This is a genomic window from Proteus hauseri, assembly GCF_004116975.1.
Lineage (GTDB): Bacteria > Pseudomonadota > Gammaproteobacteria > Enterobacterales > Enterobacteriaceae > Proteus > Proteus hauseri.
In genome coordinates this window covers 1,562,865-1,589,722 of record NZ_CP026364.1, presented here as the reverse complement: position 1 = coordinate 1,589,722, position 26,858 = coordinate 1,562,865, and the positions used below count along the sequence as shown (strand labels likewise).

At 38.7% G+C, this 26,858-nt stretch carries 21 protein-coding genes and 2 pseudogenes; 13 read left to right on the top strand and 10 right to left on the bottom strand.

What is annotated here, in order from left to right; genetic code table 11:
• The 3 genes from PH4a_RS07145 (at window position 1) to PH4a_RS07135 (ending at window position 7,099) form a co-directional block, all read left to right on the top strand.
• A complete protein-coding gene (locus tag PH4a_RS07145; RefSeq protein ID WP_064718409.1) occupies window positions 1-864 on the top strand; it encodes a YicC/YloC family endoribonuclease in 864 nt (287 codons plus the stop codon).
• Between the two features lie 263 nt (window positions 865-1,127).
• Window positions 1,128-2,048, top strand: a complete 921-nt coding sequence (locus PH4a_RS07140) for a transferase (protein WP_129038859.1) — start codon at window positions 1,128-1,130, stop codon at window positions 2,046-2,048.
• Window positions 2,049-2,155: 107 nt separating this feature from the next.
• Complete coding sequence (locus PH4a_RS07135) at window positions 2,156-7,099, top strand: RHS repeat domain-containing protein (RefSeq protein ID WP_129038857.1); 4,944 nt, start codon at window positions 2,156-2,158, stop codon at window positions 7,097-7,099.
• A 79-nt stretch (window positions 7,100-7,178) separates the two neighbouring features.
• Here PH4a_RS07135 and PH4a_RS07130 read toward each other — a convergent pair.
• The 3 genes and pseudogenes from PH4a_RS07130 to murQ form a co-directional block, all read right to left on the bottom strand.
• A pseudogene (locus PH4a_RS07130) lies at window positions 7,179-7,423 on the bottom strand (IS3 family transposase); the annotation flags it as partial.
• Window positions 7,424-7,708, bottom strand: coding sequence for a transposase (locus PH4a_RS07125; RefSeq protein WP_129038852.1), 285 nt, complete (start codon window positions 7,706-7,708; stop codon window positions 7,424-7,426).
• Window positions 7,709-7,823: 115 nt separating this feature from the next.
• Window positions 7,824-8,720 carry an N-acetylmuramic acid 6-phosphate etherase gene (gene murQ, locus PH4a_RS07120; RefSeq protein ID WP_129038850.1) on the bottom strand — a complete coding sequence of 299 codons (897 nt, stop codon included), beginning with the start codon at window positions 8,718-8,720 and terminating at the stop codon, window positions 7,824-7,826.
• Between the two features lie 106 nt (window positions 8,721-8,826).
• On the opposite strand from murQ, the gene PH4a_RS07115 reads away from it, so the two are divergent.
• A complete protein-coding gene (locus tag PH4a_RS07115) occupies window positions 8,827-9,555 on the top strand; it encodes a tetratricopeptide repeat protein (protein WP_129038848.1) in 729 nt (242 codons plus the stop codon).
• Window positions 9,556-9,672: 117 nt separating this feature from the next.
• Here PH4a_RS07115 and PH4a_RS07110 read toward each other — a convergent pair whose 3' ends face one another.
• Window positions 9,673-10,134: a GNAT family N-acetyltransferase gene (locus tag PH4a_RS07110; protein ID WP_208730479.1), complete on the bottom strand. Its 462-nt coding sequence runs from the start codon at window positions 10,132-10,134 to the stop codon at window positions 9,673-9,675.
• Between the two features lie 129 nt (window positions 10,135-10,263).
• Here PH4a_RS07110 and pdxR point away from each other — a divergent pair, with 129 nt between their 5' ends.
• Window positions 10,264-11,736 carry a MocR-like pyridoxine biosynthesis transcription factor PdxR gene (gene pdxR, locus PH4a_RS07105; protein WP_129038846.1) on the top strand — a complete coding sequence of 491 codons (1,473 nt, stop codon included), beginning with the start codon at window positions 10,264-10,266 and terminating at the stop codon, window positions 11,734-11,736.
• A 65-nt stretch (window positions 11,737-11,801) separates the two neighbouring features.
• Here the strand turns inward: pdxR and PH4a_RS07100 are convergent, their stop codons facing one another.
• On the bottom strand, window positions 11,802-12,365 hold the full coding sequence (locus PH4a_RS07100; RefSeq protein WP_129038844.1) for a class I SAM-dependent methyltransferase: 564 nt from the start codon (window positions 12,363-12,365) through the stop codon (window positions 11,802-11,804).
• A 473-nt stretch (window positions 12,366-12,838) separates the two neighbouring features.
• Between PH4a_RS07100 and asd the strand changes: the two genes are divergently transcribed.
• Window positions 12,839-13,945, top strand: a complete 1,107-nt coding sequence (asd, locus tag PH4a_RS07095; protein WP_129038842.1) for an aspartate-semialdehyde dehydrogenase — start codon at window positions 12,839-12,841, stop codon at window positions 13,943-13,945.
• Window positions 13,946-14,044: 99 nt separating this feature from the next.
• Here the strand turns inward: asd and gyrB are convergent, their stop codons facing one another.
• The 4 genes from gyrB to dnaA are packed head-to-tail and all read right to left on the bottom strand — an operon-like array spanning window position 14,045 to window position 20,088.
• Window positions 14,045-16,459, bottom strand: a complete 2,415-nt coding sequence (gene gyrB, locus PH4a_RS07090) for a DNA topoisomerase (ATP-hydrolyzing) subunit B (RefSeq protein WP_129038840.1) — start codon at window positions 16,457-16,459, stop codon at window positions 14,045-14,047.
• Window positions 16,460-16,479: 20 nt separating this feature from the next.
• On the bottom strand, window positions 16,480-17,568 hold the full coding sequence (recF, locus tag PH4a_RS07085; protein ID WP_129038838.1) for a DNA replication/repair protein RecF: 1,089 nt from the start codon (window positions 17,566-17,568) through the stop codon (window positions 16,480-16,482).
• An 11-nt stretch (window positions 17,569-17,579) separates the two neighbouring features.
• On the bottom strand, window positions 17,580-18,683 hold the full coding sequence (dnaN, locus tag PH4a_RS07080; protein WP_129038836.1) for a DNA polymerase III subunit beta: 1,104 nt from the start codon (window positions 18,681-18,683) through the stop codon (window positions 17,580-17,582).
• Window positions 18,684-18,687: 4 nt separating this feature from the next.
• A complete protein-coding gene (dnaA, locus tag PH4a_RS07075; protein ID WP_129038834.1) occupies window positions 18,688-20,088 on the bottom strand; it encodes a chromosomal replication initiator protein DnaA in 1,401 nt (466 codons plus the stop codon).
• 740 nt (window positions 20,089-20,828) lie between these two features.
• Here dnaA and rpmH point away from each other — a divergent pair.
• From rpmH to PH4a_RS07040, 7 genes and pseudogenes are all read left to right on the top strand, one after another.
• Window positions 20,829-20,972 carry a 50S ribosomal protein L34 gene (gene rpmH / locus PH4a_RS07070; RefSeq protein ID WP_036933424.1) on the top strand — a complete coding sequence of 48 codons (144 nt, stop codon included), beginning with the start codon at window positions 20,829-20,831 and terminating at the stop codon, window positions 20,970-20,972.
• Between the two features lie 17 nt (window positions 20,973-20,989).
• A complete protein-coding gene (rnpA, locus tag PH4a_RS07065) occupies window positions 20,990-21,349 on the top strand; it encodes a ribonuclease P protein component (RefSeq protein WP_071788569.1) in 360 nt (119 codons plus the stop codon).
• Window positions 21,313-21,573: a membrane protein insertion efficiency factor YidD gene (gene yidD, locus PH4a_RS07060; protein WP_064718396.1), complete on the top strand. Its 261-nt coding sequence runs from the start codon at window positions 21,313-21,315 to the stop codon at window positions 21,571-21,573. Before rnpA ends, yidD begins: the two co-directional genes overlap by 37 nt.
• A 2-nt stretch (window positions 21,574-21,575) precedes the next feature.
• Window positions 21,576-23,216, top strand: coding sequence for a membrane protein insertase YidC (gene yidC / locus PH4a_RS07055; protein ID WP_129038832.1), 1,641 nt, complete (start codon window positions 21,576-21,578; stop codon window positions 23,214-23,216).
• 137 nt (window positions 23,217-23,353) lie between these two features.
• On the top strand, window positions 23,354-24,718 hold the full coding sequence (gene mnmE / locus PH4a_RS07050; protein WP_129038830.1) for a tRNA uridine-5-carboxymethylaminomethyl(34) synthesis GTPase MnmE: 1,365 nt from the start codon (window positions 23,354-23,356) through the stop codon (window positions 24,716-24,718).
• Between the two features lie 121 nt (window positions 24,719-24,839).
• Window positions 24,840-25,082: pseudogene (locus PH4a_RS18260) on the top strand (helix-turn-helix domain-containing protein).
• A gap of 436 nt (window positions 25,083-25,518) precedes the next feature.
• Window positions 25,519-25,977, top strand: a complete 459-nt coding sequence (locus PH4a_RS07040) for a DUF1097 domain-containing protein (protein ID WP_129038828.1) — start codon at window positions 25,519-25,521, stop codon at window positions 25,975-25,977.
• 78 nt (window positions 25,978-26,055) lie between these two features.
• Here PH4a_RS07040 and PH4a_RS07035 read toward each other — a convergent pair whose 3' ends face one another.
• Window positions 26,056-26,835, bottom strand: coding sequence for an ABC transporter ATP-binding protein (locus tag PH4a_RS07035; protein ID WP_129038825.1), 780 nt, complete (start codon window positions 26,833-26,835; stop codon window positions 26,056-26,058).
• Between the last annotated feature and the right edge of the window lie 23 nt (window positions 26,836-26,858).

The window sequence follows — 26,858 nt, the reverse complement described above, 5'->3', positions numbered from 1 at the left end:
ATGATCCGTAGCATGACCGCTTTTGCTCGCCGAGATATCAAAAAAGACTGGGGTACCGCCGCTTGGGAACTACGTTCTGTTAATCAGCGTTACCTTGAAACTTATATTCGTTTACCAGAACAATTACGTAGCTTAGAGCCCGTTATCCGTGAACGTCTGCGTAATCGCTTAACCCGAGGTAAGATAGAATGTAATTTACGTTTTGATCTTAATGCACGTTTTCAAGGCGAGCTTTCTCTCGATGAAAATTTAGCAAAACAACTTGTTGCTTCTGCTAATTGGGTAAAAAGCCATAGCCATGAAGGAACGATTAATCCATTTGATATTTTACGTTGGCCTGGTGTTATTTCTGCACAAGAACAAGATTTAGATGCAATTGGTACCCAATTATTAGAAGAGTTAGATCTTGCTATCGATGCGTTTATTGCTAGCCGTGAAGCCGAAGGACAAGCACTAAAAACATTAATCGAACAACGTTTAGATGCAGTCAGCGCTGAAGTTGTGAAAGTTAAAACACAAATGCCAGAAATTTTACAATGGCAACGTGAACGCTTAACTAGCAAACTAGAAGAAGCTCAAGTTCAAATTGATAATAATCGTTTAGAACAAGAATTAGTGATGTTAGCACAACGTTTAGATGTCGCTGAAGAACTGGATAGACTAGAAGCGCATGTTAAAGAAACGCGTAAAATCTTAGTGAAAAAAGAAGCAGTAGGGCGTCGTCTTGATTTTATGATGCAAGAATTTAACCGTGAATCCAACACATTAGCGTCAAAATCAATTAATACAGAAGTGACGAATTCAGCTATTGAATTAAAAGTTTTAATTGAACAAATGCGCGAACAGATCCAAAATATTGAGTAAGATTTCTTAGCTGTTTACAGCCCATCATTAAGCCAGCCGATACCTTGTATTAGCTGGCTTTTTTGTCTCTGTTTGATATAAGCGCCAATAACTCTTACTTATTGTTTAATGGGTTATAAGAAAAACCAACACATAAATATTATAAGCGCCATAATATACATTAATATAATTAATGTTTTTTTGCGTGTTATGATAAAAAGGAAAAATAAAGATAATATCTATATATCGAAAAAAATTGACTAATAAATATAGCGAGGTTATCTATGAATATATGGAGTGATATAAAAACAATATATAAATTAAATATTTACATCTCTAACGGTGAGAAATCCACATCTATTTATGCCAATAAAGCTCATCAAGTCCCTATTAATATAATTATAGAGGCTAGAGATGCAAAAAATAATTCAATTATTTTATCTAATGAAGAAATATACAAACACATAAAATTAGTTGACTATAAAAATGAGGCCATTCCAAATAGTATTTTAGAAGTATCCGATAAAGAAGGAGCATATGCATATCCAATTCCCAAACCAATAACATACTCCAGCGCGGCTAGTAGTTGCCTTTGTTATCTCTCCGTACCTAAGGTTTCAGAGTCCCCACTCAAAGTATCCGTGAGTGTTATGGTTGGTGATACTGAATATACAACCTCAACTATTAATAACAATAATAATGCCACCCCTGATTTTATCTCTTTAAACATCCAACCTCAGAGAATATTTAATAATGATGATTTGGATATTGTGACAAAAAATGAGAGTGATTTTGGTGGTTATAACTGTGTTTTAAAAAAATATTATGTTCGATTTAAAACAGCACAAAATACAATAACGCATGATGCGCTATGTGACAAAGGCTACTGGTTTCACTATAAACAAACAGGAAATTATAAAGGTTGCTGCACCTCAACTGACTCATCGATAAAACGTGATGTATCTGCCACTTATACAAAAAAATTTACCTTTTCCTCTTCATGGTCCATTACCGTAACATCGAAAAATCATGAAGAAACGGGGATCTGCTTCTGGTCTTATCGGGTATGGCATGGTGCTCTATGGTCCTACAGCGAATGGAAAAAATCTTTACATTTCTTCTTACATGACCAATACGGAAACAGAGCTGATATCAATGTTACATCAAACGGTGATAATCAAATATCTTTTAACGTTATTGTTTGATTCATTACCTATTTAAATAAATCCCATCTTTGAAAAAATTAGCCTCTCACTTATGCACAGAGGCTAACTTCGCCTGCAACCCAATAATATTAATGGAGTTTTATACAATGACACAAAAATCAGAATATTTTACACAAAGTCATAATTTTTTCAGCGCTTCACTTGGGGGAGTAGATCCTCGTACTGGATTATATTCATTCTCTTTTCCCATCATAAACATCGTGGCAAATGGGAATTTAGGTCCAGAAATTAATCTTTCATTAAATTACAATCAACTTAACACTGATAATATCGGTTTTGGCAAAGGTATTTCTTTCTCACTAACCTATTATGATGCACTAAATAAAATACTGTATTTATCCAATGGTGAAACCTATCACATTAAAGAAAATCCACAAGGTATAGAGGTTGAACAACGAAAATTAAAAACATTTAAAATAGAACGAACTAATGAGAATTATATTATTACTTACAAATCAGGCGTAGTTGAGATTTTAGAGGGTACTAATTCTGGTAGAGAAATAAAAAATGTGATTTCAATACATTCCCCTCTAGGCCATCAAGTTAATTTCAATTGGATATTTAAAGGAATAAATAGGCTATCAAGTATAGAAGATCAAAATGGGCAGCTAATTAACATCAATTATGACGATCTAAATATTCCTGCATTAACACTATTCTCAGAAACTTCAGAAGAACGTCTTTTACACTGCCAATTATTTAATGGCTTTCTGAAAAAAATAGTTTATATAAATAACGATTACAAATGGGATATTTCATATAATATAAATGGTTTTGTTGAGAGTATTATTTATCCTTCAGGATTAACTGAAACCATAACTTATCAAAATAATATCATGCGTTTTCCTGAAGATGCCATTCCCGCTCTTCCTGCTGTAATAAAATATATTCTTGACCCTGGTAACGAACAGAAAGCACAAGTTACTACATATGAATATACCAGCACTAACTATTTAGGGTTTGCAAGTGGCGTTAATTTCTCTCCTAACCGTGACAACGCCTATGCTATTTTGACTGATTATCAATATGGTTCAACTGAAACTCAAATAGGAGAGAGTGAAAATATTACTATTACTCGTCGCTATAACAATTTCCATTTAATCACAGAAGAGAAGATCCAGAGAGGAACCTGTATACACAGCGTAAAAACAGAATATTACGCAATGATAGGTATGCCTTTTGATCAACAACCAGAGCAATTTCAGTTACCAAAACAAACAACAGTTCAATATACTGACCTCAGCAAACCAGCTGAAGAACAGAGTCGTGAAGAGATAACAAAAACCGAATTTGATATCTGGGGCAACCCGATTAAAGAACAATATCCAGATAGCTCAGAAATCCAAACACTTTGGTATGCAGCTGAAGGGGAAGAAAATTGTCCACCAACCCCCAATGGTTTTGTAAAATATATGAAACAACAAACGCTCATACCACCGAAAACACCTTATCCCACACCAATACGTGTCATTCAGTTTAGTTACCAAAAACTCGGCAATACTGAATATATCGTACAAGAGAAAAAATGTTTTTATAGTGATAACAAACTATTATCACGGCAATTTTACACCTTAAACTCAACACTAGACGATATTAGCTTTGGTCGAGTAACGATCATTAAAGAAGAAGTATATGACTTAGAAAATGAAGATAACGTCTATATTAATACCCAATATTTTAGTACGCGAATAAACAATAACTTAATCACACAAACAGCTAAACTTATTGGTTATGACGGCTTAAGTAGTGAACTCACTCGTGTTCAATCACTATTTAGTGGTTTACTTTACACAAAGACAGATGCTCAAGGTATTAACACTAATTATCAATATGATTGTATGGGGCGAATTATTAGTAAAACTTTATCCCAAGGAACAGAATATGAAAATACCAGTACTTGGCATTATCTCATTGACCAAAATAAGAATATAACGTGCATAGAAACCGATGGACAAGGAAATAAGTCAAAAATTTTTTTTGACGGTTTAGGACGAATCATTCGTAAATTACGAGCAAATAGCAATACCCCTACTATCTGGTATGAAGTTCAATCTTATAATTATAATTTATTGAATGAAATAAGTTCAGAAACCAGTAGTGACTGGCAGTTAGAAGAAAATCAAAGCAATAAACAGTACACAATAAGTAATACTTACTGTTACGATAATTGGGGTCAGATAACCAAGGCATCCTCCACTGATGGTAGAACACGTTGGCAAAATATTGATGTCATCTATCTCACAAAAATATTAAAACAAAGTGGCACTCAAGATGGACAAGAAATATATAGCGGTAGTACTCAAACAACTTATGATATTAACTCTCGACCTCTACATATTACACTCAAAGACCAACAAGAGAATATTAAAGGGACACGTAAGTATGACTATGACGGATGGGGACGCTTATGCAGAGAAGAAGACGAGCTGGGTCACGTCACACTACGTACCTATGACGCTTATGATCGCGTTGTTACCCAAACAGCAGCAGATGGTAGCATAGTCACTCGCACTTATGCCCCTTTTTTAAAGGGTGAACAAATCACATCCATAAAAGTAACGGGAAATAATTCAAAAAGAGAGAATGAAACTTGGACGCTAGGTACTCAAATATTTGATAGTTTAGGACGCGTAGTAAAAAGTATAAGTGGAGGGAGGGTAACAGATTATACCTATCAAAAAGCCTCCCCTGTACCAGATAATGTGACAACACCGGCACAAGAAAAAATCCTTATGACATACGTGCCTGAATTGGATAATGCCATACTTTCCCTTAGCTCAAATGACGTTAAACAAAAGTTCTCTTATAATGCACGTAATGGCCGGCTGTTAGATGCAGACGAGTCCAATAGCGTTAATACACTATTGGCTTGGCATCCTTCAGGAACATTAAAAACAGAAACCGTCACGAGTAATTTAACTGGTGCGAAAAAAAGCGATTACCAATGGACATTACTCGGCAGCAATACCGCATTTAACGATATCACAAGTGCTCAAACGCGCTACAACAGAAATGCATTTGGTCAACTTATTGAAGTTACTGATAATGCATTAAAAACTCAAATCAATTACAACGCATTAGGGGATCTCAGCACCCTAACTGTTTCTGATCCTACAACAGCAGCTAACCTAAAAACACAGCTCTTTTATGATGATTTTGGCAGAGAGATCTCACGTACTATAACCGATAATTCCGGTATGAAAATAGTAATATCTCAAACATGGTTGGAAAACGATCAACTTGCCAATCGTGTAACCCAAAAAAATGGCACCACTGTCTGTACAGAACATTATGACTACGATCTACGCAATCGCTTACTCAGTTACGAAGCAATAGGGAGTGAGCTTCCAACCACGCCGTATGGTAATTTACTCTCAAAACAAATCTATTCTTATGATGCTCTTAATAACCTTGTTCAGGTAGACACAACCCACAAAGATAACACTATAGACAGTGCTAACTATCATTATCAAAATGATAAAGATCCCACTCAACTCTCATCGATAACGCATACACACGCCAATTATCCAGCTAATATTTCACTCAGTTATGATGCTAATGGACGTATGATTAAAGATGAAATAGATAATACATTACATTATGACGCAATTGGCCGACTTAAAATCATCAGTAACCCGAACGGAAAAAATAGTACATATAGTTATGATGCATTAAATCGTCTAGCCATACAAAATATTGATGACACAGATAGTAGATCACTCTATTACCGGGGAGATGAGCTTGTAAACGAATTAATGACATCTAAGTCTATTAATAATCGATTAATCAAACTAGGCCATCATTGTTTGGGTGCTGCAACAGAAAACAATCTCATACTCACTGCCACAGATAGCCATGCCAGCCTACTTTGGTCACGAGACACATCTCAAGATAATGGAACACTGAGCCAATGGAGCCCTTACGGTTATAGTCGTAGTGATTTATGGCTACCCGGCTTTAATGGTGAGCGTCGTGATCCACTTAGTGGCAATTATCATCTGGGGAATGGGTATCGAACGTACAATCCTCAACTAATGAGGTTTATTAGCCCTGATAGTCTCAGCCCCTTTGATGCGGGCGGTATTAACCCTTATGCCTATTGTGCTGGCGATCCAATCAACCGATTAGATCCCAGTGGTCATTTAAGTGGCAACGCTATTACAGGAATTGTATTGGGTGCGTTAGGATTAATTTTCTCTATCTTCACAGCAGGCGCTTCAATTATTGCAGCTGGCAGTGTGGCGGCAGCGCTTAGCTCAACCTCTGCAATCACTTTAGCTGTAGGGGCTCTGGGTGTTGTTTCCGATATTACAAGTATTGTCAGCGGTGCTATTTCTGATAGTAATCTTGAAGCATCGTCTGTTCTTGGCTGGGTTTCTTTAGGCACAGGTATTGCAGGTATCAGTGAGGCGGTGGGTCGTGGCGCCCTAATGGGGCTAAACAGAGCAACTTCAGGCTTCAGAGCACGTATTGGAAATATTCTAGACACAGGATTATCGGGTCGCGGTGCGACTGCGGCTGCGAAAAAGTGGGCCGGAGTAGAAGATGCAATGGCATTTTATCGAGGTGAAAATCGGGCACCCAATAAAATAAGTGAAGCAGGAGGGTTCAAACCTTGGAGCCAAGATACACCCGCAGAAATATTACAGCGCTTCAAATCTGAATTTAGTAAAAATGCTACAGAACACTCACAAGCCCATGTCCGTAGCCCTAACCGAGATTATATCTCTTTCGGTACAGATATGGCGGCTGGGGGTTATGCTGATTCTCGTGATTATTTATATGAAATTAAAATTCCTAAAATGCATGAGCAAAATATCACAGCTCAGGTACTTGGAACTGAAACGCTAAAATTTCGAAAAAATGTAGCTTCTCCACGTTTACTACTTGATGGGGAAACAGTTGATACTTCAAATTTTGTCGCTATGCTACCCGCAAGAACCGTAGAAGCGACCTTTGTAACACCAATACCCAAAGAATATATTACTCGATTTCGCCATAAGGGGATATGGTTCGATTTTCCACTCTGACTCATTGTTTATATTCACTTATCAGGTATGCCGTAAAACCCCGTCTTTCTGAAGTGCCCCCATAAAGTTGGACTGTTCATTAAGCAGCTTTCAAGGACTGAGTTCTGTGCTCTACAGGGCTGAGTCCTTTCAATTTAACCTTGATTCTTTCACGGTCTGCTCTAATTCATCAACCGATTTAAATTCTTTTCCATGAAAACACTCAGAGTTAAGTATCCCGAAAAAGCTTTCCATTGACGCATTATCTAAACGATTCTCTTTTCGTGACATGCTTTGTTTTAAGCCCATTTCCTGTAGCTGTTGTTGATAATGAGCCATTTGATACTACCCCCTTGATCTATCGCTGATATCAAGTTGTCTGCAAACTTCATGTAGAGATGTCCCATTGAGGATCATTTGAACTGCATGAAATTTGAACTCGGGAGAATAAACTTGTTTTGACGTTTTAACTTTTAAGCCACCTAACCCGTGTAATCGATAATTTTCAATCCATAGGCGGATTATAGCATGATTAATTTTAAACCTTTTACTGAGTATTTTAGGTGGCCCTTCATCATTTAGGTAAGCCTGAATAATTTCAAGTTTAAACTCTAGAGTATGTTTTAACATAAAAAAGCACCCTTCAAATTAGACTAAAAGAGTCCAACTTTTGGGGTGCAGTTCATAGGGCTAGGAGGATATCAATAATAGTACTTTATAGAGAACATCAAATTGCAGCATTACACTATTCCAACGCCTTTCTAATAAACCCTTTATTTTGGTTAAGCATCTGCGTGGCTTGCGGTCCATCAACACCAGCTAAGATAATCAAAATTGCCGTTTTACAATGGTAATGGCATTGCGATAATGCTTGTTCTGCGATAGCTCTTTCACACTCGGTGGCTTGCATCACAATGCGAATTTGGCGCTCAACAAGTTTGGCATTAGTCGCTTCGACATCCACCATCAAATTCCCAAAAACCTTACCGATTTTAATCATTGCCCCTGTGGTTATCATATTGAGGATCAACTTTTGAGCTGTACCCGCTTTCATACGTGATGACCCTGTTATTACTTCAGCTCCGACGATAGGCGTAATAGCGATATCAGCAAGTTGGGCTATCGGGCTTTGTGGATTGCAGCTAATAGCACTGGTTATTGCCCCCAAGGATTTAGCATAATTCAAAGCGCCAATGACATAAGGCGTTCTGCCACTTGCTGCAATACCTACTAACACATCTTTGTCGTTAAAATGAAGCTGGCGTAAATCTTGTTCACCAAGTTCAAAATTATCTTCAGCGTTCTCAACTGCTTGCAAAATGGCTTGTTGTCCACCAGCAATTAAACCAATAACCATTTCGCGTGGAGACCCATAAGTCGGAGGACACTCACTGGCATCCAATATTCCTAATCGACCTGATGTACCCGCGCCACAATAAATAAGACGACCACCACACTGAAAAGCATCTGCAACTTTATCAACCAACTTAGCAATATCAGGTAATGTAGCTTCAACAGCAAATGGCACCTTTTTATCTTCATTATTGATAACTTTCAGCATGTTTAACGTTGAAAGTGTGTCGATATTCTCGCTTTCAATATTTCTACTTTCAGTTATAAGATTGCTCAGATCGATAGCCATTTTTATACCTCTATTTTTATTATTTATTTTGAATCTGAATAAATTAACTGAAGTTATATCATTATTCTTGTTAAAATTTGCAAAATCATTACAAACGGTACTCTACATGACATTTATTAAATATATTTCGACCTTTATCAGTTTAACCACTCTTTTATTTTCATTTCCTTTACAGGCTAATTTTGAAGAACAAGAAAAAATTCAATTTGAAGAAACACGTAAAGAAGCATTAAACCATAACCCACAAGCTCAATATCAATTGGCTGAAATGTATCTTATGGGAACCGGAGTGGAACAAAATTTTCTTAATGCCCAAATGTGGGCTAAAGAAGCGATAAAAAAAGATCATGCTGATGCTTATGCATTACTGGCTGACCTCTACCTATTTAATGCTGATCCTTATTTTAAAACCCTTTATGTTGAGGCTAGAGAATTGGCGACTGTTTCAACAAACAAAGGCAGTAACCGAGGAAAAGTGAGTTTAGCGACGACATTAATTGCCCCTCTTACAGGTAAAACAGATTATAAAAAAGCAATTTCATTACTAGAAGAAGTCGCTGCGACTCAAGATCCGACACTTGTTTATGCACCGATTTGGTTAGGTGTTATTTATAGTGGCGTAGGTGATGTGCCTGTGGACACAAAAAAAGCGAATATGTGGTTTGCTAAAGCCAATGAAATAACGTTTGCTGGGTTTGCTCAAGCAATGGCTTCTTTTATGTTCTCAGGCCAATACCATATTATTGAGCCTAATAAACAAAAAGCAGAAGAATTAATGCAGCAAGCCTGTGAAGAGGCAAAAAAAGTTGGCAACGAGTTTTATTGCCAACAATAATTCAAAATTAACCCAAATATTAATACGATAAATAACCCTAACTCTATTTAAGAACCGAGATTGTGAACGTGCAATCTCGATTCTTTTTTATTCCTGTCTATCCATTATGCGCTTAACTTACAGTGCCATACGGTATTCAATCACACCAGGTTTTTCAGCAATCCAGTCATATAAACGTTGTCCACGTAAATTCGTTTCTTGTGTATGCCAATATAACCGAGCACAGTGACGCTGCTTCGCTTGTTGATTGACAAATTCAATTAGCTGCTTCCCAACCTGGCGACCACGGACATCAGGAGAAACAAATAAATCTTCTAAATAGCAAAAATCATTTTCAGCCCATGTTGAACGATGAAAAAGATAATGAACAAAACCCAGTACTTTTTCACCTTCTAGTGCGACAACACAATACACAGGCTCTTTTTCATCAAAAAAACGTGACCATGTTTTTAATGTAGTTTGTTCTGACAACTCAACGTTATAAAACGTTTGATAGCTCAACCAATGCGGCAACCATTGTGTATAGTGTTCTTGTTCGATAAATTTAATCGACACAGTTATTGGTGTTTGATTTATCACTCAGCGTCCCTCGATGCTTATAAAACGACATAAAATAAAATTTCATCAATCTCTTTATGCTTGTTATGGTACGTTTTATTTTGGTTCTAAATAAGGTACACTTTTTGTGTTTTTATAGGATCCACTTTTATGAAACAGAGAAAAACAGCTTATTTTCCTAATCTTGTTTTAGAAACGGGTCCTATTGGCTCACAAGTTTATCAAGCCATTAGAAAAGCGATTTTAGATGGTCGCTTAACCTCTGGCAGCCGCTTACCTTCTAGTCGTACACTTGCTGAAATGATGTCAATTTCACGCAATTCAGTGATTACTGGATTTGAACGTTTAATTGATGAAGGTTATTTAGTTACGCGTCATGGTGCTGGTACTTTTGTCGCCCCAACAATCCCCGATGAATTAATCCGAGCAACAGATAATTTAAATGCATTATCATCAAACGCTGAACTCAATGATGCTCTCAACCCTAATATCCAAAAAGCACAAAAATATTGGTCGAATTCACAACCTAATACTAATAACCATCACATGTTTCATATTGGTGTGGGATGTGTTGATCTCTTTCCACATGAACTTTGGGGAAGATTATTAGGACGAGTTTGGCGGCAATCTAAAAAAGCGCTGTCAACATTTAACTCACCAATGGGTTATCTGCCATTAAGAGAGATGATTTGCCAATATGTGCAATCAACGCGTGGGCTTCATTGTCAGTCAGATCAAATTATTATTGTTAATGGTACACAGCAGGCCATTAATCTCACGGCAAGAGTATTATTAAAAGAGGGTGATAAAGTTTGGTTAGATGACCCAGGCTATGACAGTGCATTAGGGATTTTTACTTCTTATGGTGCCAAAGTATGCCCTATTGCATCTGATCTTGATGGCATGAATATCGAACAAGGAATAGATCAAAACCCTGATGCAAAACTTGTGTTTACCACGCCCTCTCATCAATTTCCATTAGGTAATACGCTCTCTCTTACTCGACGCATCGCATTGTTAGAATGGGCATCAAAAAATAATGTGTGGGTTTTTGAAGATGACTATAACAGTGAATTTCGTTACCACTCAAAACCAATTCAAGCACTACAAGGCTTAGATAAGCATCAACGTGTTATTTATGCTGGAACATTTTCAAAGATGATGTATCCCGGCTTCCGTTTGGGCTTTTTAGTGGTACCACCGCATCTAGTATCGGCTTTTGAGGTGGCAAAATATTATACAGACTCTCATTCTGGTTTTTTAGAACAAGCAACTCTTGCGCTGTTTATCTCACAAGGGCATTATGCCCGTCATGTTCGCCGTATTAGAAAAGCTTGTTATGATCGCTATTTAGCCCTCAAAAATGCAATTGAAACCCACCTCCCCCATGTATTTAAAGTAGAACCAACAGACTCAGGCATCCATATTGTCTGCTGGTTACAAGCCGGATATACAGAAGAATATATTATAAAAAATAGCAAAGAAATTGGGTTAGCGATGCAACCGTTATCTCGTTATTGTATTCAACCATATTCAAAGCAGGGCGTACTATTAGGATATGCTGCACATAATCCTATTGAAATAGAAAGCAATATTATCGCTCTTGCACAGCAGTTATCTTAAATAAATAACGATTAGTTTTATTATTAAAAAAGACAATAAAACACTACAAAAACACCATAATTACATTATTTTATTTTTGGCGTGCAATAATAAACCCACGCAGGAGGAACATTTAACATCACACGCCTTTTTTCTAAATGAAAATAGCGAGATAATATTTTTTCATAACGTGTCGTATATTGAAAAAGAACAAAACAGCCTTGGCTTTTTAATAATTCTTGATGGACACGTTTTAAAATTTTTAAGCCTGTTTTTTTAGGAATAGATAAAAAAGGAAGCCCAGAAATAATCATATTATAATGACTATCTAACGACTCAGCTGACGTCGTGTAAATCGTTAATCGTTCATCATTAATTTTACGCAATTCTGTCGTAAAACTCGGTTCTATTTCAAAGACATCGAGGGAGGATCTCACGGACATTCTTTTTAAAATCTGTTGCGTAATAACACCCGTTCCTGCTCCTAGTTCTGCCACTTGAATATCACGTTCCCAATTGAGCTTATCCAGCATTTCATAACATAACCAACGAGATGAAGGCGCAATAGTACCCATTGTTGTCGGTGAAATAACAAACCGTTTTAAATACGAGTAATAGGTAGACAATGGAATAAATGTTGAGATATCCATTTTCGCCTCCAGAAGCCTTTTATAAAGGTAAAATAAAAATCAGATTAAATGAAAAACATTCATCATTATTTTTATTTATGAAATTACGTCATCTGTTTAATGACAGACCTTCAGTATAAGGTGTAGAGGGAGTAACAAGTAAATACATTTTTCTTATATATTACACTATTTTACATTTCACACTTTTTACCTAAGTGTATTAGCTATTTTTTATTTACCATTAATTCATAGGAAAATATAAGAAATAAAAAAAGGATCTTAAAAAGATTAATCTTAATCTGATTCACTTTTTAACAACTTATTGATGTTTGTTCGTTCTGTCACTTTCTTTTGTTAACTCTAGTCAGACTATAAGAAACACTTCTAATTCTTTAACTAATAATCAATAAATTCACTTGCGCCAACTCTTATATTTTGTCAGGTTAGTGTGAGGTCTCTCACTAATTCCTACAGACAAGGACAGGGTAACTACAATGAAAAATGTTGGTTTTGTCGGCTGGCGTGGTATGGTCGGCTCCGTTTTAATGCAAAGAATGGTTGAAGAGCGTGATTTTGATGGGATAAACCCTGTTTTCTTCACCACATCTCAACTTGGTGAAGCGGCTCCTGCATATGGCAATCACCGCAGCACACTACAAGATGCTTATGATATTGATACCTTAGCATCTCTCGATATCATTATTAGCTGTCAAGGTGGCGATTACACCAACGATATCTACCCAAAACTGCGTAACGCTGGCTGGCAAGGCTACTGGATTGACGCTGCATCTGCACTGCGTATGAATGATGATGCGGTAATTATTCTTGACCCCGTTAATGGTAAATACATTCAAGATAGCTTAAATAAAGGCATTAAGGCCTTTGTTGGTGGAAACTGTACGGTTAGCCTAATGTTGATGTCATTAGGTGGTCTTTTTGCCAATGATTTAGTGGAATGGGCAAGTGTATCGACTTACCAAGCGGCTTCTGGCGCAGGTGCTCGTCATATGAGAGAACTGTTGTCACAAATGGGTTCATTACATAATCAAGTGGTTAAAGAGTTAGAGAACCCCGCATCGGCTATTTTAGATATCGAACGTAAAGTAACTAACTTTACTCGCAGTGGTTCAATGCCAACAGAACAATTTGGTGTTCCATTAGCGGGTAGCTTGATCCCGTGGATTGACAAGCAACTTGAAAATGGCCAAAGCCGCGAAGAGTGGAAAGGACAAGCCGAGACCAATAAAATTCTAAATACAGGCTCAAATATTATCCCTGTTGACGGCCTTTGTGTTCGTATTGGTGCACTACGTTGTCATAGCCAAGCATTTACCCTTAAGCTGAAAAAAGACCTACCCGTTGCAGAAATTGAGCAACTCTTAGCTGGGCACAATGATTGGGTTAAAGTCATTCCAAATGATCGTGAATTAACTATTCGTGAACTAACACCTGCAGCAGTAACGGGTACGCTAAACACACCTGTAGGTCGTATTCGTAAATTGAATATGGGACCTGAGTTTATTTCTGCCTTTACAGTGGGTGACCAACTGTTATGGGGTGCAGCAGAACCTTTACGCCGTATGCTAAATATATTGCGTTAAGGATTTTTCCATTAATAAAAGCGTCAACAATCAGCATAAAAAAACCAGCTAATAACTAAATTAGCTGGTTTTTATTTTACATTGCAAAATCACACGTAATTAGATATCGATATTCGCTGCTTTCAACGCATTCTCTTCGATAAATGCACGACGAGGTTCTACTGCATCACCCATTAAGGTGGTAAATAGCTCATCCGTTGCAATTGCATCTTTCACAGTTACTTGCATCATACGGCGTGTTTCTGGGTTCATGGTAGTTTCCCATAACTGATCTGGGTTCATTTCACCAAGACCTTTATAACGCTGAACACCTAACCCACGACGAGATTCTTTCGTTAACCAATCAAGCGCTTCTTCAAAGCTTGATACAGGCTGACGACGCTCACCACGCTCAATAAAGGCACCTTCTTCAATCAAGTTACCAATAATGTCGCCTAAGTTAGTAATGCGGTGATATTCGCTACTGTGGATAAAGTCGTAATCCAGTTTATAGTCTGTATCAACACCATAAGTACGAATACGCAACACTGGCTCATAAAGACGGCTTTCATCATTTTGAGTAATAGTGTAGCTGTAAGTACTACTTTGCTCTTCAGCTTCATTTAAGCGATTAACTAAGCCACTCATCCACTCTTCCACTTTTGCTTTATCAGAAAGTGCATCTTCTGTCAGTGTTGAGTGATACACCAAGCTATTGAGCATACTCAGCGGATAAATACGCTCCATACGACGAATAATTTTATGAGCCGCATGGTAATCAACAACTAATTTCTCTAACTGTTGGCCGTGCATCGCAGGCGCATGTTCACTAACGTAAAGCGCCGCACCATCAAGAGCGATGGACATCAGATATTCATCCATTGCATCATCATCTTTAATATATTGCTCTTGCTTACCTTTTTTCACTTTGTACAGTGGTGGTTGAGCAATAAAGATATGACCACGCTCGATAATTTCTGGCATTTGACGATAGAAGAATGTCAGTAACAGCGTACGGATGTGAGAACCATCGACGTCCGCATCCGTCATGATAATGATGCTGTGATAACGCAGTTTATCTGGGTTATATTCATCACGGCCAATCCCACAACCTAATGCAGTAATCAGTGTTGCAACCTCTTGCGAAGCCAACATTTTATCAAAACGCGCTTTTTCAACGTTGAGGATTTTACCTTTCAGTGGAAGAATTGCCTGTGTTTTACGGTTACGCCCTTGTTTTGCAGAGCCGCCCGCAGAGTCCCCTTCCACTAAATATAATTCAGAGAAAGCAGGGTCACGCTCAGAGCAATCCGCTAACTTACCAGGTAATCCACCTAAATCTAATGCACCTTTACGGCGTGTCATTTCACGCGCTTTACGCGCAGCTTCACGCGCACGTGCTGCATCAATAATTTTACCCACAACGATTTTGGCATCATTTGGGTTTTCTAACAGATACTCAACCAGTTTTTCGTTCATCAGCGTTTCTACTGCTGTTTTCACTTCTGAAGAAACCAGTTTATCTTTAGTTTGTGATGAAAATTTAGGATCAGGTACTTTAACAGAAACAACAGCAATCAGACCTTCACGCGCATCGTCGCCCGTTGCACTGATTTTAGATTTTTTGCTGTAGCCTTCTTTATCCATATAGCTGTTTAAAGTACGCGTCATTGCCGTACGGAAACCAACTAAGTGCGTACCACCATCGCGCTGAGGAATATTATTGGTAAAGCAATAAACGTTTTCTTGGAAACCGTCATTCCACAACATAGCGACTTCAACATTAATGTTGTCTTTCTCAGTAGAGAAATAGAATACATTTTGGTGAATCGGGGTTTTATTACGGCTTAAGTATTCAACAAACGCCTTAATACCACCTTCGTAATGGAAATGGTCTTCGCGGTTATCACGTTTATCAATTAAACGAATAGCAACACCAGAGTTTAAGAAAGAAAGCTCACGTAGGCGTTTTGCTAAGATTTCATATTGGAACTCAGTCTCACCTTGAAAGGTTTCTAGACTTGGCCAAAAACGAACAAATGTACCTGTTTTTTCAGTATCGCCAATCACTTTTAAACGATCTTCAGGAACACCATGACGATAAATTTGTTGATGGATCTTTCCATCACGATGAATAGTCAGTTCCAGTTTTTCAGATAACGCATTGACAACCGAAACACCGACACCATGAAGTCCACCAGAAACTTTATAGGAGTTATCATCGAACTTACCGCCCGCATGCAGAACCGTCATAATAACTTCTGCAGCAGAAACACCCTCTTCTTCATGAATGCCGGTAGGAATACCACGGCCATCATCTCGAACAGAGACTGAATTATCTGAGTGGATGGTGACGATAATTTCGTCACAGTAACCCGCGAGGGCTTCGTCGATAGCATTGTCAACTACCTCGAAGACCATGTGATGCAGACCGGTTCCATCATCTGTATCCCCGATATACATACCCGGGCGCTTACGCACCGCATCCAGCCCTTTTAATACTTTGATACTTGAGGAGTCATATGTATTCGACATCAACGTTTCTCGCTTTATTCCTATGGTTTAACCTCTATTTTGCCACGTTCTACGCTAAATAGCCTGCTATTTACATCTAGCATATCTTTAACTTGCCCCTGTGTTATTGCACTAACAAACACCTGAGCTTGCGTAGATTTTAGACGCTCTGCCAACAGTTGGCGTCGGCTTGCATCTAATTCAGAAGCAAAATCATCGAGCAGATACAGGCATCTTTGCCCATTCTTACGAGTGAAATATTCACCTTGTGCCAGCCTTAATGCACACATCAATAATTTCAGCTGGCCTCGTGACAACATATCTTCTACTGGCGTCCCATCTGCTCGAATGCGTAAATCCGCTTTATGAGCACCTAATGAGGTATAAGCCAGTAATTTGTCACGTTCAAATTGACGCACTAATACATCTGCATAATCAGTTTCTTTATCCCATCCTCGTTGAAAACTCACTTTTAACGAAAACTCAGGGAGAAATAACCGGCACGTCTCTTCAATATCTTCGGCGATATCTGCAGTATATTGCGCTCGCCATTCACTTATCTGTTGCGTTAACGCAATAAGTTCTTTATCCCAAGGCATAAGCTGTCGATAAGATGACGCTTGCCTTAGTGCTGCATTACGCTGTTTTAATACGCGTTTTAGATCTGACCATGCAGCAAAAAACTGAGGCTCATTATGAAAACATCCCCAGTCAATAAAAGCACGACGATATTTAGGACCACCATTAAGTAATGTAAAACCTTCAGGTGTAATCAATTGCATTGGTAACAATTTTGCTAATTCTGCAATTTTATGCCCGTCACTACCATCAATTCGAACCGTACTATTACCTTCTCGGTTCTTACTTAATCCTATCGCATAACCGCGACTCTCTTCATGTTGCCCATTTAAGCGGCCATGAAGAATAAATTCATTTTCATCATGTTGAATAACGCGATTAGCTTGAGAACTACGGAATGCGCGCCCATGCCCTAATGTATAAATCGCTTCGAGTATACTCGTTTTTCCGCTGCCGTTGGGGCCAACAAGAAAATTAAAGCCATCCGCTAACGGCAAATCCGCTTCTTTAATATTTCTAAAATTGCGGATTAATAAACGGGATAAAATCATTTTCGTAACGATTATAAACGCATTGGCATAACGACATAAGCAGCCGCTGGACTTGCCACATTTTCTACCTGAACACTTGAAACTGCATCCGTCAGTAACAGTTTTACTTCTTCACATTTTAATGTGTTAAGCACATCGAGAAGGTAACTAACATTAAAGCCAATTTCCATCTCTTCGCCCTGATAATTCACATCAACAATCTCTTCAGCTTCTTCTTGTTCAGGATTATTTGCAGTTATCTTTAATTGACCATTAGTGAGGTTAATACGCACACCACGGAATTTTTCATTGGATAAAATAGCCGCACGAGAAAACGCTTGTTTTAGAATATCACAACCCGCAGTAACTGTTTTATTCGGATTTTTTGGTAATACTCGGCGATAGTCAGGGAAGCGGCCATCAACAAGTTTTGAAGTGAAGATAAAATCACCAACATGCGCACGTAAGTTATTACTACCAATTTGTAGTTGTAATAAGCTTTCGCCACCACCATCAAGTAAACGCATTAATTCGATAACACCTTTACGTGGCACAATAACGGAGTGTCCCGGTAAAGATTGTCCGATATCCATCGAACACACGGCTAAACGGTGTCCATCTGTTGCGACTGTACGTAACTCTGAATTTTCTGTTTCAAACAACATGCCATTGAGGTAATAACGCACATCTTGATGCGCCATTGAAAACTGAGTGGACTCAATTAAACGTTTTAATGTCGCTTGAGGTAAAGTGAATTCAACCTCACTTTGCCAATCATCTAAGTTAGGAAAATCAGATGCAGGTAGTGTTGATAATGAGAAACGACTACGACCCGAACGAACTAACAGGCGATCACCGTCTAATTCGACACTAATTTCAGCCCCTTCTGGCAACCCGCGCCAAATATCAAAAAATTTACGCGCGGGTACTGTAGTTGCACCTATTTCATGAGACTGGCTCAGATTCACTCTGGCCATCATTTCCATTTCAAGATCAGTACCTGTCAGTGATAAGGTATTTTCAGTTACCTTGAGCAACAAGTTTCCTAAAATAGGTAAAGTCGGACGACCACCTAAAGGGCCACTGACCTGTTGTAGCGGCTTTAGCAGCTGTTCACGTTCAATGATAAATTTCATAGCGCTAGGATGATAATGTTCTGATTAAGTTAGAAAAATCTTCTTTGATATCGTGACTTTCTTCACGCAGTTGCTCTATTTTTCTGCATGCATGAAGTACCGTTGTATGATCACGACCACCAAAGGCATCCCCGATTTCAGGCAAGCTGTGGTTTGTTAATTCCTTCGCCAGCGCCATTGCCATTTGCCTCGGACGGGCAACCGAGCGAGATCGTCGCTTAGACAGTAAATCCGCCACCTTAATTTTATAATATTCTGCGACTGTTTTTTGAATATTATCAATAGTGACCAATTTTTCCTGCAATGCGAGTAAATCACGTAATGCTTCGCGCACAAAATCTATCGTAATAGCACGACCTGTAAAATTGGCGTTAGCAATAACTCGGTTTAATGCACCTTCAAGCTCACGGACGTTAGAACGAAGTCGCTTTGCAATAAAGAAAGCCACTTCATCTGGTAACTGAATCTGATTTTCATCCGCTTTTTTCATTAAAATCGCAACTCGAGTTTCAAGTTCTGGTGGCTCAATAGCAACCGTCAATCCCCAACCAAAGCGTGATTTTAATCTATCTTCAACACCATTGATCTCTTTAGGATAACGGTCTGAAGTTAAGATAATTTGCTGATTACCTTCTAATAACGCATTAAAGGTATGAAAGAATTCTTCTTGTGAACGCTCTTTATTGGCAAAAAATTGAATATCATCAATTAGCAAAGCATCCACAGAGCGATAATAGCGTTTAAAATCTTCTATGGCATTATTTTGTAACGCTTTTACCATATCTTGTACGAAACGTTCAGAATGCATATAAACCACTTTTGCATTTGCTTTACGTTCCATAATGCTATTACCCACGGCATGTAATAAGTGCGTTTTACCAAGCCCTGTGCCCCCATAAAGAAATAGCGGGTTATAAGCACCACCTGGGTTATCTGCGACTTGTCTTGCTGCCGCTCTTGCGAGTTGGTTTGATTTACCTTCAACAAAGTTGTCGAATTTATGTTTCGGATTGACGTTTGAACGATAACTAAGCTCGGGTAACTGAGAAGCGTGATGATTATCCCAACTCGGTCGAATAGGCTGACTATTTATCGGTGTAGGATTCACCGTAGTATGTGTAACTGCTCTTGGAACACTCTCAGTAGCACGTGTTGACATAGGCTTATTACCTACCTCAAAACGTAAAGAAGGGACTTCAGAACCACAAAAATCCACTAATAATGCATTAATATTATTAATGTATTTTTCTCTCACCCAATCTAACACAAAACGATTAGGTGCATACAGTGCCAGCGTGTTATCGCTCAGTTCTGCCTGCAGGGGACGTATCCACATACTAAATTCAGTGGCAGGTAACTCATCCTGCAAGCGGGCAAGACAATGCTGCCAAAGCGAAAGTGACACGGCGGACTCCCCTCAAAAACAAGACTAAAAAAATAAACAGGAAAAATGTGATTAAACACTACTTGATTAAATACTTAGGTACACAACACCGTTCCTTTGCATCTTTAATAAGGAACAACTTATTGGTGACAACGATTTTTTTGTATCGTTTTCACGAAAGCAGACTGGCTATTCTGGATCGTGACGGGGGATCATATCGCAAAATGAAACGAAGATCCTCTTTCTTTTACACAGTTTTCATGGTTTTTATCCACAGGCTCACTAATTTGTGATAATGCGCCAAATGAAATATGTAAAGGCGTTCTAGTGTACTTGAGTCACCCCATAAATAGCAATTGGGGATAACTTTCTCTTGATAGAAATCCTACTTAGTTATTAAAGATGATCAACAATCTGTCGATAGATCCGTCAAAGATCCTTGCGCTTTCATACCGAGTCCGTATAATCTTCCACCCTGCGTGCTTGCACTAACAAGTCGCCCATTTCTGTCCTATTTTAGGTCGTTGATATGAGTGTCTGTTGTGCATAAGCAAGGATTGATTTTCGGGTTTGCTAAAAAAGAAGACAAAAATCGGTACTTAAAGCGTCATCTTCATTGACGCATTTGAGTGATTTTATTACAATCCCGCATCTTTCCATCATTGATGCTGCGATTGAAGTATCGGTTTGTTTATTTAGGCATGCCAATCTGTCAACGCATTTGCTGAATCAGTAATTATATTAAGTAGGTAGAAATCGCCATGAAACGCACTTTTCAACCGTCTGTACTGAAGCGCAACCGTAACCACGGCTTCCGCGCTCGTATGGCCACTAAAAATGGTCGTCAAGTTCTGGCTCGCCGTCGTGCGAAAGGCCGCTCTCGTCTGACCGTTTCTTCGAAATAATAAAAGCTAACCATTCCGTGGTTAAGCTAGCTTTTCCAAGGGAGTTACGTTTGTTAACTCCCAAGCATTTCAATTTTGTTTTCCAGCAGCCACAGCGCGCGAGTTCACCAGAAGTTACTATTTTGGGTCGCCAGAATGAGCTGGGGCATCCCCGCATCGGTCTAACTATCGCAAAGAAAAACGTAAAACGTGCTCATGAGCGTAATCGTATTAAACGATTGGCCCGTGAATACTTCCGTTTACATCAGCATGAATTACCGCCGATGGATTTTGTGTTATTAGTAAGAAAAGGGGTTGCTGAACTTGATAACCATCAATTGACGGAAGTGTTGGGTAAATTATGGCGTCGTCATTGTCGCTTGGCTCAAAAATCCTGATCTTGCTGATTAGGGCCTATCAACTGGGGATTAGTCCTCTGTTAGGGCCCCGTTGTCGTTTTAATCCTACGTGCTCTCATTACGGAATTGAGGCATTGCGCAGGTTTGGAATGATAAAAGGTAGTTGGTTAACAGTGAAACGCATATTAAAATGCCACCCTTTACACGAAGGTGGTGATGATCCTGTCCCACCTAGAAAAAACGACGATAACAGAGAAAATTAACGATGGATTCGCAACGCAATCTTCTATTCATCGCTTTGCTGTTCGTTTCTTTCCTGATCTGGCAGCAGTGGGAGGGTGATAAAGTATCACAAAACACCACCACTACTACTCAGGTCTCGCAACAAGCGGACATGCCAAGCAGTGATAGTCTTGCTGTGACTGGTAACAGCAATGAGCAGGCAAAATTGATTACCGTAAAAACTGATGTACTTGATCTGCGCATCAATACACAGGGCGGTACTATCGATGAGGCTGATTTGTTAGCCTATCCAGCCGAGCTTAATTCCGATACACCTTTCCGTTTACTGGAAACTACACCTCAATTCCTGTATCAGGCTCAAAGTGGCTTAATCGGCCCAGATGGTCCAGATCAGAAATCTCGCCCTGTCTACAGCACTGACAAAGCACAATTCGTTCTTGATGCAAACCAAGATGAATTGCGTGTTCCAATGACTTATGTGAATGAAGATGGCGTTAAATTCGTCAAAACCTTTATTCTGAAAAAAGGTCAGTATGACATCGGGATTGATTACACCATTGAGAATACAACAGATAAAACACTGACAATGAATTTCTATGGTCAGTTAAAACAGTCTGTTAAGTTACCTGAAAGCCGTGATACTGGCAGCAGCAACTTTGCTCTGCATACTTATCGTGGTGCGGCGTATTCATCAGATGAAACCAACTATAAAAAATATAGCTTTGGTGATATTGAAGATAAAAACTTATCTCTGACAACAAATAATGGTTGGGTTGCGATGTTACAACAATACTTCGCAACAGCATGGGTACCATCCAAAGAAAGTCAGAATAACAGCTTCTATTCTATTACTCTGGAAAACAAATCCATCGCTCTTATTGGTTATAAATCAGCACCAGTGACTATTGCACCTAATAGCACCGCTGATATCACCTCTACATTATGGGTTGGTCCAGAAATTCAGTCTGAAATGTCGGCTATTGCCCCTCATTTAGACTTATCTGTAGACTACGGTTGGTTATGGTTTATCTCTCAGCCACTGTTTAAACTGTTGAAGTTCCTTCACAGCTTTATCGGTAACTGGGGTTTCTCCATCATCATGATCACCTTTATCGTTCGTGGTATCATGTACCCGCTGACTAAAGCGCAGTACACCTCCATGGCAAAAATGCGTTTACTGCAACCAAAAATGGCTGCTCTGCGTGAACGCATCGGTGACGACAAACAACGTATGAGCCAAGAAATGATGGCGTTATACAAACAAGAGAAAGTGAATCCTCTGGGTGGTTGTTTACCATTGATTATCCAGATGCCAATTTTCCTTGCATTGTATTACATGCTGATGGGCTCCGTTGAATTACGTCATGCACCGTTTATTGGTTGGATCCAAGACTTGTCTGCACAAGACCCGTATTACATCCTGCCATTATTAATGGGTGTGACGATGTTCATCATTCAGAAACTGTCTCCAACAGCAGTGACTGATCCGATGCAACAAAAAATCATGACCTTTATGCCGGTTGTGTTTACTGTATTCTTCCTGTGGTTCCCATCAGGTCTGGTTCTGTACTATATCGTCAGTAACTTAGTGACCATTATCCAGCAGCAGTTAATTTATCGCGGTCTGGAAAAACGTGGCTTACACAGCAGAGACAAAAAATAAGGTCACATGAGGAAAAACCTCTTCCTTGGTTACATTCAAAGGAAAGTGACATAAAATAGCGAAGGCGGTCTTATAGGCCGCCTTCTGTTTTTTCGTTTTTATACAATTAATGATTATTCTGATTAAGCGAGTACACCATGCATAGCACTGATACTATCGTCGCTCAGGCCACACCTCCTGGAAGAGGCGGTGTTGGTATCCTACGCGTTTCTGGCCCTAAAGCGACTCAAGTTGCACAAGTGGTTTTAGGTAAATTACCCAAGCCTCGTTATGCCGATTATCTGCCATTTCGTAATGAAGATAACTCAGTGCTTGATCAGGGTATCGCCCTATTCTTCCCAAATCCGAATTCTTTCACTGGTGAAGATGTTCTAGAACTACAAGGTCATGGCGGCCCTGTTATTCTCGATTTATTACTAAAACGAATTTTACAAATTCCTGGTGTACGCATTGCTAATCCGGGTGAATTTTCAGAGCGTGCATTTTTAAATGACAAACTCGATTTAGCACAAGCAGAAGCTATTGCCGACTTAATTGATGCAAGTTCAGAGCAAGCAGCGCGTTCTGCAATTAACTCACTACAAGGTGCGTTCTCTTCCCATATTAATGAGATGGTTGAGTCTTTAACTCACCTACGTATTTATGTTGAAGCGGCTATTGATTTTCCTGATGAAGAAATCGATTTTCTCTCTGATGGAATAATCGAAGGTAAACTCGATGCAGTAATTGCTGAGTTAGATAATGTTCGAGCTCAAGCACGCCAAGGCAGCCTACTGCGTGAAGGGATGAAAGTGGTTATCGCTGGTCGCCCAAATGCAGGTAAATCAAGCCTACTTAACGCATTAGCAGGTAGAGAAGCGGCGATAGTAACCGATATCGCCGGCACAACTCGTGATGTATTACGCGAACATATTCATATTGACGGTATGCCTTTACATATCATTGATACGGCGGGATTACGCGAAGCCAGCGATGAAGTGGAACGCATTGGTATTGAACGTGCGTGGAAAGAGATAGAACAAGCTGACCGAGTACTGTTTATGGTTGATAGCACCACAACCGATGCGACTGCGCCTGAAGATATCTGGCCTGATTTTATGGCTCGCTTACCAAGCACATTACCGGTTACCGTTATTCGTAATAAATCGGATTTAACGGGTGAAAATGTAGAAATCACCGCTCAAGGTAATTACCCAATGATCCGTTTATCAGCGCGCGATGGCATGGGGATAGAGTTACTGCGCGATCACTTAAAAGAAGCGATGGGTTTTAGCGGTAACACAGAAGGTGGTTTCTTAGCACGACGTCGCCATTTACAGGCATTAAATACTGCAGCAGAACACTTACAACAAGGCTATGAGCAACTGGTGTATGCAAAATCAGGTGAATTATTAGCAGAAGAATTAAGACTTGCTCAACAAGCATTAAGTGAGATAACAGGTGAATTTACCTCTGATGACTTATTAGGCCGTATTTTCTCTAGTTTCTGTATTGGTAAATAATATCTCAAACATACCTGCTGTAGCGTGTAAAACATACTTTACCAGTTATAGCAGGTAAATATAAATCTACACGCTATAACAAGTATATTAGTGATTAACGCCTATAATCGATAAAATAGTGATGATTATAATTAATGCCCAACAACTCAGCACCCATCTAAAAGATGTTCGATTAAATCAAAAACTTTCTCAAGCCAAAGTTGCTTAGAAAATAGCTATTCGACAAGATACCGTTTCTAATTTAAAATTAGATCCTAATTCCACCAAGCTTGATATTTTTTTTAAACGTCTTTCAGCACTTAATTTAGCAATAGAAATTTATCCTAAAGATGCTAAAAATAATTCTGCATACAAAATTGAATAACAAGATGAGTGGTAATGGCATGAGAATGCGTTCTACACACCTCGCTGACATTTAATACATTACCATCATCGTGAATAAATTTGATTCATCGGTTATAACAGGTAACGATAGAAGCCACAAAGAATTACATTATTAATAATACTTATTTTTCTCTTTATTATTTTCTTTTTATTTCCTACCATTTTAAAATATTAAAACCATAGTTAAATGAAGCCCAACATTATTTAATTTAATATTTTATCTCTATTTTAATAGCGCAAACGTTTACCTTTTTTTTTGTAATCAATTGATAAAAAAATAGCACTTAAACTTATGCTTAATATTATAAAAAACGTGTTATTTAATGATCTAAATATAGATCAAACGCCTATCGCAATGCTAAACTCCGCCTTTAGTTAACTGGGTTATTATCCCCCCTAATTATTAAGAGTGAATAGTGAAAACGCTTTTTTTTACTGCGCTGACAACAGGCATTCTTTCTGCCGTTTGGGCTTTTGTTGCTAATCAATTTGGGTTATTAAGCTGGGCTGGTTTTTTAGGGTGTACCGCTTATTTTGCTTATCCTAAGGAAGGCCTTAAAGGATTAGCTGTAACCATTGCAACAATTATGAGCGGTGTTATTTGGGCACTAGCAATTATTTATGGTAGCAATTTATTTAACGATACTTCAATTTTAGGGTATGCCATTACTGGCGTGATTGCTTTTGTGATGTGTATTCAAGCTAAAAGTAGCTTACTCGCCTATATTCCTGGTACTTTTATTGGTGCTTGTACTCTATTTGCAGCTCAAGATAATTTACCTCAAATTATAATTTCATTAATTGTTGGCGTGTTATTTGGTTACTCAATGAAAATGAGCGGGCTTTGGGTGGCACAAAGATGGCGTACGGCGTAGTTAAAAATATTTAACCATCAGAGAAGCTGTTTATAACTGACTGTTAAAACAGCTTTTTATTAATAACAGTCCCCTTCTTCAACAAGGGATGATCATCGGGGTTCCTGCTATGGGATCAGGAATAACTTGGCATTCCAAATCAAAGACTTGCTTAATCAACGCTTCATTAACTATCGCTTGTGGCTCACCTTGAGCGACGATTTGCCCTTTTACCATCACCACTAAATTATCAGCATATCGACACGCCTGATTTAAATCGTGTAATACAGCCACAATAGTACGAGCTTGCTCCCGATTAAGTTTACGAAAAATATTGAGCAGTTCTATTTGATAAGCGATATCAAGGTAAGTTGTTGGTTCATCTAGCAGCAAAATATCCGTTTGTTGTGCTAACACCATTGCAACCCAAACTCGTTGGCGTTGTCCACCTGATAAAGAATCAACTGTTTTATCTGCAAATTCAGTCACACCGGTTTCACCCATTGCTGTTTCTACCGCTAATTTATCTTCTTGGCTCCATTGGTGCATAAAGCTTTGATGTGGAAAACGACCTCTGGCAACTAAATTTGCAACCGTTATTCCTGCTGGCGCCTGCATTGTTTGAGGTAACAATGCAATTTGACGCGCCAAGACTTTGGTTGAAAAATCAGTTAATGGTTGATTATCTAGAGAAATATATCCTGCTAAGGGTTTGAGTAATCGACACAAACTACGTAAGAGCGTTGATTTCCCACAACCATTTGGCCCAATAATAACAGTAAATTGCTTATCAGGGATCGTTAACGAAATATCTTGGCAAATTGTTGTTTGTTGGTATCCCAGCTTTAAATTATGAGTTTGTAGTCGATTATTATTCATCACATTATCTTTCTTAATTACGA

Bases quoted from the DNA above. Each gene is read 5' to 3' on its own strand.
- recF (WP_129038838.1), bottom strand. From the start codon at position 17,568: ATGATTTTATCCCGTTTATTAATCCGCAATTTTAGAAATATTAAAGAA.
- PH4a_RS07100 (WP_129038844.1), bottom strand. From the start codon at position 12,365: ATGGATATCTCAACATTTATTCCATTGTCTACCTATTACTCGTATTTA.
- yidC (WP_129038832.1), top strand. From the start codon at position 21,576: ATGGATTCGCAACGCAATCTTCTATTCATCGCTTTGCTGTTCGTTTCT.
- PH4a_RS07135 (WP_129038857.1), top strand. From the start codon at position 2,156: ATGACACAAAAATCAGAATATTTTACACAAAGTCATAATTTTTTCAGC.
- gyrB (WP_129038840.1), bottom strand. From the start codon at position 16,459: ATGTCGAATACATATGACTCCTCAAGTATCAAAGTATTAAAAGGGCTG.
- PH4a_RS07125 (WP_129038852.1), bottom strand. From the start codon at position 7,708: ATGTTAAAACATACTCTAGAGTTTAAACTTGAAATTATTCAGGCTTAC.
- pdxR (WP_129038846.1), top strand. From the start codon at position 10,264: ATGAAACAGAGAAAAACAGCTTATTTTCCTAATCTTGTTTTAGAAACG.
- PH4a_RS07145 (WP_064718409.1), top strand. From the start codon at position 1: ATGATCCGTAGCATGACCGCTTTTGCTCGCCGAGATATCAAAAAAGAC.
- PH4a_RS07035 (WP_129038825.1), bottom strand. From the start codon at position 26,835: ATGAATAATAATCGACTACAAACTCATAATTTAAAGCTGGGATACCAA.
- murQ (WP_129038850.1), bottom strand. From the start codon at position 8,720: ATGGCTATCGATCTGAGCAATCTTATAACTGAAAGTAGAAATATTGAA.
- rpmH (WP_036933424.1), top strand. From the start codon at position 20,829: ATGAAACGCACTTTTCAACCGTCTGTACTGAAGCGCAACCGTAACCAC.
- PH4a_RS07115 (WP_129038848.1), top strand. From the start codon at position 8,827: ATGACATTTATTAAATATATTTCGACCTTTATCAGTTTAACCACTCTT.
- dnaN (WP_129038836.1), bottom strand. From the start codon at position 18,683: ATGAAATTTATCATTGAACGTGAACAGCTGCTAAAGCCGCTACAACAG.
- yidD (WP_064718396.1), top strand. From the start codon at position 21,313: ATGGCGTCGTCATTGTCGCTTGGCTCAAAAATCCTGATCTTGCTGATT.
- mnmE (WP_129038830.1), top strand. From the start codon at position 23,354: ATGCATAGCACTGATACTATCGTCGCTCAGGCCACACCTCCTGGAAGA.
- PH4a_RS07140 (WP_129038859.1), top strand. From the start codon at position 1,128: ATGAATATATGGAGTGATATAAAAACAATATATAAATTAAATATTTAC.
- asd (WP_129038842.1), top strand. From the start codon at position 12,839: ATGAAAAATGTTGGTTTTGTCGGCTGGCGTGGTATGGTCGGCTCCGTT.